12 protein-coding genes and 1 tRNA gene are annotated in these 11452 nt (G+C 38.2%); 6 read left to right on the top strand and 7 right to left on the bottom strand.

Annotated features, from left to right (window positions below):
• Positions 1-3 precede the first annotated feature (3 nt).
• Entirely contained in the window at positions 4-540 is a 537-nt protein-coding gene (pyrR, locus tag V7S75_RS03190; protein ID WP_459511293.1) for a bifunctional pyr operon transcriptional regulator/uracil phosphoribosyltransferase PyrR, read from the bottom strand.
• A 19-nt stretch (positions 541-559) separates the two neighbouring features.
• Positions 560-1102, bottom strand: coding sequence for a dTDP-4-dehydrorhamnose 3,5-epimerase (gene rfbC / locus V7S75_RS03185; RefSeq protein WP_459511292.1), 543 nt, complete (start codon positions 1100-1102; stop codon positions 560-562).
• Positions 1103-1204: 102 nt separating this feature from the next.
• Here rfbC and pyrF point away from each other — a divergent pair, with 102 nt between their 5' ends.
• Both pyrF and V7S75_RS03175 read left to right on the top strand, forming a co-directional pair.
• On the top strand, positions 1205-2032 hold the full coding sequence (gene pyrF, locus V7S75_RS03180; protein ID WP_459511291.1) for an orotidine-5'-phosphate decarboxylase: 828 nt from the start codon (positions 1205-1207) through the stop codon (positions 2030-2032).
• A 1-nt stretch (position 2033) separates the two neighbouring features.
• On the top strand, positions 2034-2441 hold the full coding sequence (locus V7S75_RS03175; protein ID WP_377977124.1) for a DUF2721 domain-containing protein: 408 nt from the start codon (positions 2034-2036) through the stop codon (positions 2439-2441).
• A gap of 180 nt (positions 2442-2621) precedes the next feature.
• On the opposite strand, the gene glgB is transcribed toward V7S75_RS03175, so the two are convergent.
• Positions 2622-4520 carry a 1,4-alpha-glucan branching protein GlgB gene (gene glgB / locus V7S75_RS03170; RefSeq protein WP_459511290.1) on the bottom strand — a complete coding sequence of 633 codons (1899 nt, stop codon included), beginning with the start codon at positions 4518-4520 and terminating at the stop codon, positions 2622-2624.
• A gap of 127 nt (positions 4521-4647) precedes the next feature.
• Here glgB and V7S75_RS03165 point away from each other — a divergent pair.
• From V7S75_RS03165 to V7S75_RS03150, 4 genes are all read left to right on the top strand, one after another.
• A tRNA-Glu gene (locus V7S75_RS03165) sits at positions 4648-4719 on the top strand.
• A gap of 250 nt (positions 4720-4969) precedes the next feature.
• Positions 4970-5737 carry a hypothetical protein gene (locus V7S75_RS03160; RefSeq protein WP_459511289.1) on the top strand — a complete coding sequence of 256 codons (768 nt, stop codon included), beginning with the start codon at positions 4970-4972 and terminating at the stop codon, positions 5735-5737.
• 88 nt (positions 5738-5825) lie between these two features.
• Positions 5826-6500, top strand: a complete 675-nt coding sequence (locus V7S75_RS03155) for a hypothetical protein (RefSeq protein WP_459511287.1) — start codon at positions 5826-5828, stop codon at positions 6498-6500.
• 384 nt (positions 6501-6884) lie between these two features.
• Complete coding sequence (locus tag V7S75_RS03150; protein ID WP_459511285.1) at positions 6885-7259, top strand: hypothetical protein; 375 nt, start codon at positions 6885-6887, stop codon at positions 7257-7259.
• A 316-nt stretch (positions 7260-7575) separates the two neighbouring features.
• On the opposite strand, the gene cysC is transcribed toward V7S75_RS03150, so the two are convergent.
• The 4 genes from cysC to V7S75_RS03130 all read right to left on the bottom strand — a co-directional run bounded on the left by cysC (position 7576) and on the right by V7S75_RS03130 (position 11205).
• Positions 7576-8409, bottom strand: coding sequence for an adenylyl-sulfate kinase (gene cysC, locus V7S75_RS03145; RefSeq protein WP_459511283.1), 834 nt, complete (start codon positions 8407-8409; stop codon positions 7576-7578).
• Entirely contained in the window at positions 8382-9443 is a 1062-nt protein-coding gene (locus tag V7S75_RS03140) for a hypothetical protein (protein ID WP_459511281.1), read from the bottom strand. Before V7S75_RS03140 ends, cysC begins: the two co-directional genes overlap by 28 nt.
• Complete coding sequence (locus V7S75_RS03135; RefSeq protein WP_459511279.1) at positions 9433-9792, bottom strand: hypothetical protein; 360 nt, start codon at positions 9790-9792, stop codon at positions 9433-9435. The genes V7S75_RS03140 and V7S75_RS03135 overlap by 11 nt, the downstream gene beginning before the upstream one ends.
• A 162-nt stretch (positions 9793-9954) precedes the next feature.
• Entirely contained in the window at positions 9955-11205 is a 1251-nt protein-coding gene (locus V7S75_RS03130; protein WP_459511277.1) for an arylsulfotransferase family protein, read from the bottom strand.
• Positions 11206-11452: the final 247 nt, after the last annotated feature.

Here is an 11452-nt window from a genome sequence, read left to right as displayed (position 1 = left end):
TTGTTATTGGGTAATTAACCAAATTTTATCTGCTTCGTGTCCTTGCTCTTTCCATTCTACGAGTACTTTTTCAGTAGGAAGTGTATTCACACTTTTGCCTACATAATCTGCGTTTATGGGAAGATCTCGGTTATATATACGGTCAATTAAGACACATAGTTCGACTTTTGCTGGTCGGCCAAAGGAGTTCATCGCATCCAAAGCGGCGCGTACCATCCGACCGGTTGCCAACACATCATCCACCAGAATGACACGTTTATTTTCGATCAAAAAGGAAATGTCTGTTGAATTAGGTGCAATCGTATCACGGCGACGGTAATCATCGCGGAAGAAGGTAGCGTCTAAGCGGCCAACAGGGAAAGTGGTATTTAATTGTTTGCCTAATTCGGCGGCGATACGTTCTGCGAAATAAATTCCGCGGGGTTGAAGGCCTAAAATGACCGTTTCTATACCTTGGATTTGATTTTCAATGAGCTCTTGGCATAACCTTGAGATGGTTATTTCCAATAATGGGCTTGATAAAATCAGCTTGCGAGTCATTGTTGCAAAGGTATGAAAATTACTTAAATATTGTTTCGTTTGGGTCAAATAGGGGTAATATTTGGTCCTTATCCGATACAATGGCATGATCAACGCCCCAATCAATGTTCAAGGTTGGGTCATTCCAACGGATTCCTGATTCTGCCTCTTTGTTCCAGAAATCAGTGCATTTGTATACAAAAATGGCGTCTGTCAAGGCCACAAAGCCATGGGCAAAACCTACGGGAACATACAGCATATTACCTATTTCCGCATCGAGAATGTAAGTTCCATGTTGGCCAAAAGTCGGTGAACTCTTACGTAAGTCGACCACAACATCCATCACTTTACCTGTCATGCAACGAACCAATTTTCCTTGGCCATGCGGTTCTTTTTGGAAGTGAAGTCCACGAATAACGCCAGCTGTTGAGTAGGAGTAATTGTCTTGCACAAAGTTTTCAGGAATCCCATTTGCAGCAAAACGCGTTTGGTTATAGGATTCGTAGAAATGACCACGGTCATCATGAAATTTTGTGGGGATACATTCAATAATTCCGGGTAGATCGTGCTGGATAAATTGCATAGAAAATAAATTCCTTTGTTTGATATTGCCTAGGAAAGGCCTTAATTTGTGCCAAAATTATCGATATTTAGGCATTAATACAATGCCTTTTCTTAAATCACCATGAATTCAACCGAATTAGTTAAGCATATAGAAAATAAGCGCTCATTTCTATGCGTGGGCTTGGATACGGATCCCGTTTTAATTCCTACGGCATTTCAAAAAGAGGCAGATCCTGTTTTTGCATTTAATAAAGCGGTGATTGATGCGACAGCTGATTACGCGGTAGCATACAAACCGAATATCGCCTTTTACGAAGCCTTTGGTCCAAAAGGATGGGAGAGTTTGCAAAAGACGATGGAATACATGCCAAAGGATGTATTTACCATCGCCGATGCGAAACGCGGGGACATTGGGAATACGGCTTATAAATATGCACAAACCTTTTTTGATCCAAGTTGTGCTGGATTTAATTTCGATTCTGTTACTGTCGCACCTTATATGGGGCATGATTCTGTGGAACCTTTTCTGCGTTTTGAAGATAAATGGGTCATTTTATTAGCCTTAACATCCAATCCAGGTGGTCATGATTTTCAAATGACGAAGTCGGAAGATTACATCCCTTTGTATGAGCGCGTGATGCGCTTAGCCCAGAGTTGGGGTTCTCCGGAGGAAATGATGTTCGTAATCGGCGCTACGCGCTCTGATTTCTTGCAAAAGGTGCGTGAAATTGCACCTGATAATTTCTTCTTGGTTCCGGGTGTGGGCGCGCAAGGAGGTAGTTTAGAAGATGTTGCTAAATATGCCATGAATTCCCGCGTGGGTCTTTTGGTGAATTCATCCCGTGGAATTATCTATGCAGGGGACAATCCTGCGATTGATGCGAAACGCGAGGCGAAGAAGATTCAAGAAGAAATGTCGATGTATTTAGACGAATATTATATCAAATAAGATGGAATTAGGCATAGGTACTCCCGCATTATTATTCTCAACGGTTTCTTTGTTGATGATTGCTTTCACGAATCGTTTCATGTCCATGGCTTCACTGATTCGTGGGCTGCATGAGAAGTTCCAACAAAACCCCGACGATTCGATTTTGAAACAAATCGAAAACTTGCGTTTACGCATGAAATTAATTCAAAACATGCAAATCATCGCGATCGTCAGTTTGATTCTGAGCGTTATATGTATGTTTTTTATCTTCTTCGAGATGCAATTGGTTGCGCGCTGGTTTTTCGGAATTGCTTTGTTAGGAATGAGCGTCGCATTGATGTTGAGCGCTTGGGAGATAACGATTTCGACCAAAGCTTTGGAAGTAGAGCTCTCCGACATGGAAGATATCTTGGCGAAAAAACATTAATTATTTGAATAGTATAAATTTTCTGCCGACAAATTTCAATAATTGAAATATAGTAGTATTTTTGTGTACAATTTTGATTTAAAGAGCCTCTGAACGGGCTTATTTATAAAAATACTACTTAGGCGGATTGAATAAAGGCTCGGAATTTTTCTGAGTCTTTATTGTTTCCGCCCTTTTGTATTAAGCCTTTAAGATTAAACAAGAAAGAGGAGGGAGGTTGATTGATATCGAGAATGCTTTGCCGTGCCAACCATACTCTTCTGTCATAACAGCGCCTTTCGTAGGGTAGTCGGAGCCTCCAAATTCACCTTTGTCGGAATTAAACAATACCTTCCAAACACCTGGCAAAGGAACCCCAATGCGGTAATCTTCGCGTGGTGCTGGTGTTAAATTCAAGATAACTATCAAGGTTTCTTTGTTGGTTTCACCCTTGCGTAAGAAACTAACCACGGAATTTCCTTGATCATTGGATTCTAACCATTCAAAGGTTTCGTGTGAAAATTGCTTTTTGTATAAAGCAGGTTCTTCGCGATAGAGTTTATTAAGCGCCTTCATCGTCTCCTGAATCCCTTTGTGTGGCGCATATTCGGTCAAATGCCAATCAAGACTCACACTATGATTCCATTCTTCTCTTTGGCCAAATTCACCCCCTTGGAAGATTAATTTCGTACCTGGATGTGTGAATTGCTCTGCAAATAGGAGTCGGAGATTCGCAAATTGCTGCCAATCATCCCCTGGCATTTTATTGAGCAAGGAATTTTTACCATACACCACTTCGTCATGTGAAAGCGGCAAGCAGAAATTCTCCGTAAAAGCATAAATCAGGGAGAAGGTCAACTCATTGAGGTGATGTTGGCGGTAAATCGGATCTTTTTGGAAGAAGCGAAGCGTATCGTTCATCCAGCCCATCATCCATTTTTGGCCAAAGCCTAAACCGCCCATGAAGACCGGTTTGGTTACCCCATTAAAGGATGTAGATTCTTCTGCAATGATTTGAATATCAGGGAATTCTCCATACATGTGTACATTGAGATCCTGTAAGAATGAGATCGTATCCAGGTTATGGTTTCCGCCGAATTCATTTGGAATCCATTCGCCGTCGTTACGCGAATAATCGAGATAAAGCATGGATGCCACGGCATCTACGCGTAATCCGTCAACATGGTAGCGCTCTAACCAAAATGCGGCGTTGGATAATAAAAAGCTGCGGACTTCGGTGCGGCCGTAATCGAAAATATAGGATTTCCAGTCGGGGTGATACCCCTTCCTCGGATCCGGATGTTCGTAAATAGGAGTACCATCGAAATCTTTCAGTCCGTGTGCATCGCCCGGAAAGTGGGAGGGAACCCAGTCGAGGATAACGCCAATGCCCTCCTGGTGAAAACGTTCTACCAAGCGCATGAAGCCTTGTGGGTCGCCAAAACGAGACGAAGGCGCAAAGTATCCGGTAATTTGATATCCCCAAGACGGCGCGTAGGGATGTTCCATGACCGGCATGAATTCCACGTGGGTGAAATTCATTTCTTTGACATAGGCAACAAGTTTGTCGGCGAAATCGTCGTAGGTCAGGTATTGATCATCGAGTGTTTTTTGCCAAGAGCCTAAATGGACCTCATAAACGGACATGGGAGCGTCCAAGGCATTTTTGGCTTTGCGGTTCTCCATCCAAGGCGCGTCGTTCCATTCTTTGTAGGTAGACCAAACGATGCTAGCGGTTTTGGGAGGAGTTTCGCAAAACAGGCCCATGGGGTCAAGTTTTTCTAAATATTCGCCGGATTTGGCTTGGATGCCGTATTTATAGGTTTCGCCATTACGGATTCCGGGAATAAATCCTTCCCAAATTCCGGATGCATCCCAGCGTTTCATCAAGGGATGCGAAAATTTATCCCAAAAATTAAAATTACCGATCACATGAACCGCTTCTGCATTAGGTGCCCAAACGGCAAAAAAAGTTCCGATTTCTCCTTCGTGTTCGATTTCGAATGCACCTAATTTTTCGTAAAGGCGTGTGTGTTTGCCATTTAGGAAAAGCGCCACGTCAAAATCAGACAGTCGGGAATAAGGTTTTACATTTGCCATAAGGGGTTCAGTTTCAATGATAAGGCTAAAATAGCGAAAATAAATTAGAAAAAAATACGCTTTTTTTGAATCAGGAGTTTGGATTTAAAAGGGAAAAGCCTACCTTTGTGCCACCAAAATAAATAATGGTCCGTTCGTCTAGGGGTTAGGACACGTCCCTTTCACGGATGAAACACGGGTTCGATTCCCGTACGGACTACTTCGGTAGGCAAAAAACCACTCAGGCGAGTGGTTTTTTTGTTTTCCGGCCATTCCATTTTATCAGTTAACTGATAATTTTATTGCATTAATTCTTTCTTTTCTGCCTTTTCTTCGCTTCTGAAGTGTTTTCGTGAATCCTCGTTTTGATATTCGATTTTGGAATAGCTCAAGTTATTTTTTGTCTTTAGGTTTAGGCCATCGAATTAGATGTAAATGTCTGATTTCGAATAACCTAACCCTAATGAATCATGAATTGTATAAGCAAATTTGCTTGCTTTGTCTTGTGCAGCTTGATATTAGCTGCTTGTTATCAATCAGAACAAACGAAAGACATTGAAAACATGTATCAAGATTTATCGCTCTCAAATACAACCCAATATAAGAAAGGTTTTGGGCAGATAAATACTAATCATTTGAAAAATCTGGAAGCTGAAATGTTAGAAGAAGTTTTCTGCTATTCGCCAAGGCTGGGTGGTGGAGCCTATTTTCTCATTCCCACAGCACGCATGCAGAATTTTGGCTATGTAGATCTTCAGCCTTCTGATGTAGTAGGTGGGGGTGGAGGTGGTTCCTCTGCCGACTTGATGATGGCACAATTATCGGGACCAGTTCCCATGGTATCAACTCAAGGCGTTAAAAATCCCTGTTTAAAAGCTACCTTAGATATGGTTTTGCACAATATGGATATTTTGAATCAGATGTCGCAGATGTTGCAGAATTTTGGATTTAATACGAATATTAAACTCATTTTTGAGGAGTCAAGTGAACTTTCATCAAAACGTTTGGGTGAGTTTAGAACCAATGATAATAATAATACATATAAAATTTTATTGGATGTCACGAATTTACCACATTACTCAAAGGAAGTAATTGTTTCTTCGATCTACCATGAAGTACTTCATGCACAAATGGAATTTTTATTTAAGGAAAATGAGGTACAAGATCATGAACGGATGGCGACGCAATATTTTGCGATAGCAGTTAATTCATTACTAAAGCAATTCACTTATATGTAAGAAGATACTGCAAAAGCCTTAGTATTTTCGGGTTTAAAAAACACCAAAATCTATCAAAATTTAAACGAGGAGACTAAAAATCAGATGTATGAAATTGAGTCAAATTTTAAAAATAGAAATTATGGAACCTACTGTGATTAAACGAATATTAATTGGGATAATTATTTACTTAATGGCATTTGATAGCTTGTATGGCCAAACGACAAGTGAAAGTAACAAAATGTTTCAGAGGACTTTTTCCCAGAAAAATAAATTAGATCCATTTTTTTATTTTGGGAATAAAATTAAAAAAGGGAATACTCATTGTTACGAGATTTTGGAAAATGATTTGGTAGCTGATGTACCTGTACCTGCCGACGTATTGTGCAGAAACAATTACGGTATTTTTGCTTTTAAAATTAATAGAAAAGGTAAAATTGAAAAATTAGAATACGAAGGTGATCTAGATAGCAGTATTGTCCGGAAAATCAAATTGAATATTCGCAAAACCGAAGGTAATTACACAAGGCCTTCAAAATCAAATCAAGAATCATTTCATTGGTTTGTTTTGCCTTTTATGTCTAATGGTTACCATTTAGGTCCTTTTTCCTGTGAAAATGCAGTCAATTTGGAAATTGAATTCAATTTAGAATCCAAGCGTGCAAGATCATACCTAAACATCATTGAATTTTTACCTGACTTTCCTTCGTTAACTGTTTTGCACAATATGGATCATTTGAGTGAAATGATTAAAACAGGCATGATAAAGTACGATACAATGTGATAAAATGCTTGTTATTTTCGATTGAATTAAAATTGAATCCATTTTTTAAGTAATGGGTTTATGTGAAAAGGTGTTGATTGGAATGATGTTTTATGAATTTGTACCTTAAAAAATAAAACTATGGAGCCAAGGGAACTCTTTAAAATCATCATTTGTTTTTTTGCTTTTTTGCCGAATTTATATGGTCAAAAACTTGAAGTTAATAGTGAAAAAGGCTTACATGAATTTAAGTTCAATGAAATGAATGGGAATGCTCCTTTTTATTAGAAAGGTGCAAAGAATTCCGAATATTAACTTAATTGTTTTCACACGCTGGATAATGATCTGGTTGAAGATGTTCCGATTCCTGCTGATATTTTATGTCGTAACAACTTTGGCCTTTTTGTGTACAAGGTCAATCATAAAAGCGAAATAGAAGAATTGTTTTACGATGGTGATTTAGACACTTTGGTCGAGCAGAAAATCAAATCGAACATCCTAGCAACAGCTGGAATGTATAATATGCCAAGTAGTCAAGCGTCAGAACAGTTTCACTGGTTTGTATTGCCTTTTAATTCTAACGGAGGGTTGTTGGATTATCGTACTTGTTCGAATGTGGATTTTCTTGAAATGGAACATAAATCTAATTTTAAAATATTTCTATTGACACAAAATCTACGTAAACTTTTGCCTGAATTTAAATCACTTACCATTTTTCATCCTATGGGTCATTTTTTAGAAATGTCAAAAAAAGGTATGATTAAGCACGATACAATGTAATTTGCCAGATTAATTGATTTCTTATAAAAGTATGATTCTGGTGATTAATTGGTTCATCGGTATAGTTTGAGATAAGTAAATGACTATTTTCTCTAAAATCAAAATTATCCTAAGCGCTGGAAATACGAAAAGCTTTAAAGAGTTGAGCTAGGAGATTAAAAATAGGATGTATGAATTTGAGGAAACAATAAAATAGTATACCTGGGACCTTCTGTAATTTATCATAGCTTAAAACAGTATGTATTCTTAATTTTATAAAATCGACTCTTTTGGGACAAAAGTTGGCCTGTAATTCAAATTGTTAAATAAATTGTTTTCAAGGTTTAATTTCAGGCAATATGGCATCCAACAGCCGCTCAAAAGATTCTTCTATCGATAACTCCGTTGAAACTTCAATAAAATAATTCAAAGGCACTTCAAAGGGACTGCTTATTCCCGTGAAATCGGGGATTTTATTTTCAATGGCCTTCTTATATAATCCTTTGGGATCTCGTTGAATACAGGTTTCCACGCTGCTATTGGTATAAACTAAATAAAAGTTTGATGGACCAATGATTGACTCTGCCAAATCACGGATTTCCTCAGTAGGCGAAATGAAACAAGATAAGGTAATTAATCCTGCGTCATTGAGTAATTTACTTAGCTCAGCAATCCGACGAATATTCTCCATGCGGTCTTCGAGTGAAAATCCTAAATCACGGTTTAAATGCATACGAGTGTTATCTCCATCCAAGAGCACAGTTTTGTATCCCATGTCGAATAGATGTTTCTCTAACATTTTAGAAAGTGTTGACTTCCCAGACCCTGAAAGGCCACTAAACCAGATATTTATCCCTCGCTGATTAAAGGCTGCCTCTTTTTCTTCCTTACTTATTGGCATCATTTCCTCATTCAGGTGATGAATTATCTGGCTCTTGGTTTTTCGTCGGATTCCCGTTTCTACATTGATCCAGATAATTTCATGAAAGAAATACAAAAAAGGTTTAAAGAAGAATTCAAATAGGCTCAACGTAAAGCCTATGGACATTAGCCCCGTGTTCAAATAGACAAAAATAAACGTAAGCGTCGACGAGATGATGCGATAACTAATGGTCTTAAAAAATGCAAAATTGATCTTATTTTTTATTCGTTCGAAGGGATTGCTAAACATATGGATTGTAGTTTTTGAAAGAGTTCTTGGCACTTGATCAATAAATTCTCAGAAAAATCGTGTTCTTTGCTCGGATATTTTGGGGCTTGGTAGGCTGGTATATTCATTTCTTGCACTTCAAAGTCCCACTTTTTTGCTAGCAGCCTCATGACTTCATTAGGTTGCCAACAGAGATCATCGAAGTTGACCAAAATCCAATTGGGCGAGAAGTGGGCTAGTAAATATTGGTAGTAGTTTAACCAATTGACCAACCAATAATCCAAGTCTAAGGGGTCTAAGCTGCTTAATTTGGCATTTATTGCCTCGTCTTTTAAATCGAATGATTTGAGATGCATACCAAATTCATGATGCCCTAAGCTGTCAAAATAGGCCCGACTAAAAGCATCTTTTTGATGCATGTCTAGAAATCGGACATGTTGTTTCAATAAGGAAGAGGCATGCGCAAAAGGCTCACGGATGGCAAAGAGAAAATGCGTATCCAAGATAGTTTGGTTCATGAACCCATGCAGGCGCAGAATTGTATTGTTGTTCTTGGACAAATAGGTGCTTTGCTGCGCCTTGAATAAATGCAGTTGGATGAACTTTTTGTAGTCCTTCAGGTCGGATTTACTTGGCTCATGTAGAGCCATTTGCTTGTCAAGTATGTAGTTATCACCTAATTGATTTTTCCAGAAAATCTCATCAATCGCCTCCGGGCTTTCTTCATTGATTAAAATGTTATCCCCATGCGCGCGTTCTCTGGGGGCTGATACTTTTTTAAATCCTCCCATTTGCCCCGCTACATTGGGCATAAACAGAAAGGGGAGGTCTTGATAGGTTAAAGAATGGCCGATTTTCAAATTGACCAAATGATTGAGCAAGGCAGTCGTACCCGAACGCGCTAACCCCGAAATGAAAATAACCCGTGGGTGTATGCTAGAACTCTTCGAGAGAAATAGAGTTTTTTCCAGGTCAAAGCTTATTTCATTGAACATAGGGTTTCCTACGCTGAGTCGGTGTAAGTACTGCTCAAAAAGCGAATAATTATTTTTCATGCTTTGACCGAAATAGGAATAGCCCTAGGAGAAACCCAACAAGATTTAAAAGGCTTGAAAGAAGCATAATATTCGGTAATTGAATTTCATTCCAGAAGATACAAGCATAGAAACTCAGCGGCATCAAGGTCACTATTGTAATAAGAAATAGCAATATGGATGCTTTGAAGAGGTCTAGCGAATGTTTTAATATTCCTTGTTGTTTTATCTCGTCGGAAGTATCTGATTGAATTAAATCGAGCATCACTTGATTCAATTGCCATATCGTTTTCAATTTGGGCATAAAATCGAATCGGAAGAAGAGCAAGCTCGACAGGAAACCAATCAAGCCAGCAATAAAATAAATCATGATTTTAGGCCCCTTCTTTTTTTCTTAGTTTACGGAAGATCTTTTTAAATGGATAATATAGGATTGCAAACAAGGACATGATCAATGAAACAATAATTCCAAATACAGCGGCAAATAATCCTCCACTCATTCCCGGGCCTACATATAAGTAAATTGACATCATCATTTATTTAAAAGTTTATATTCTTCTTTTGTGTAAAAACGGCTCCAGCCTAACATTCCTATATATTGGTCATTTAATCGATTTACATAGGTTCCGTTAATTCCATGGGTATCCCCAAAAAGGATGCGACCAAAATTGGTTTCTTCGACGAACAGTTGTCCATCGGGTAAAATGCGAGAACGGCCTTGAGACAAAGTTTTGATCTTTCCTTCTTTAAACATTCGCGTGTAAGGAGTTCTTACTTGGTCCGTGGCGAAGTTGTAAATGTATTGGTTGTTATGCCCGTGAATTAAATAGGATTTACCATTGAAATCTGTCACATCATTTCCAAAAACGCCGACTTCTGAATCATTTAAGAAATCACAGTCATGTTGGTAATTCCAAGGGCCTGTTTTGAGCCAAATGATTTTATTCGTTGATGGCCGATATAAAAAAACAGAACTGCGGTTGCGCATACTAATCAACAAATCGCCTTTTATCCAATATTTTGTTGTTTTGAAAGCGGGTTGAATGTCGTTGACATGTATGAGATCCTCCGTGTTGGGTCCAGTACTAAATAAGATGTTCTGGTAGTGATTTTCAATAAGGATATCAAAAATTGACTTTTTAAAGATTGTTTTTCCACTAACTGGATCTAGTTTAAATATTCCATCATCCAAAATATTTGATTGAATGGATTGGCCATTAACTGTTCGGTTGATTGTTCCGCAGACCCAGATGTCATTATTCGCATCTAATTCTATCGAATGGTGGAAGTTTCCATCATTTTTCCATACGATTTTTGAGTTTTTGTCTATTCGATATAATATCCCATCTGCATTGGTGATTAAATCATGTTTTAACAAAAGGGGGTGTATCAATCGAAGGTTAAACTTAGAACTTTTTATTAATTCGAAGTCATCAAAATCGGGTTGCCATCGGTGTAAGATTGTTTTGTTACTTAGATCCAAGAGTTGTATTTCTGCCAATTGATTTTTAGGGCTTATCGTTGAAATAAGCAGGTATCCTGACATTTTTTTTGTTTGGAATTGATCTACGTGATTAGGTATAGCTAATTGGGAAGGCCCCAGACCTGTAAATACAATAAATTCGTGAAAAAATACGCTTGGTAATTTGGCAATATCGATGATTAAATCAGCTTTATTTTTTTCGATTTTGTGCCCACCAGCCATAATGTGCCAGACTGCCCATGCAAATAGGAAATTCGATACGAAAAGTATCCAAATTAGGAGTAGTAATAATTTTTTCAATAGAACACGGAGTTTGTTATAAAACTAGCTTGATAATCTTGAAATTCTATCTTGATTAAGGTTGAGCTTGTACCATTTTGTAAATTTAGGTCAATATTAGGCTCCATAATTACTGTATGCTTCTTATTCCTTTGATGTTACTTTTGCTTCTCTTCAGCTTGGGCTTATTCTCAATTTGTTGATTGTCAGATGTTTGGAATTTAGGAGCAGGTCAGTCATCCCAAATCTCTTTTTATTTTAGGGCTTT

The organism is Aquirufa sp. TARAVU-A1A (assembly GCF_054558675.1).
This window is presented reverse-complemented; position numbering and strand designations above follow the sequence as displayed.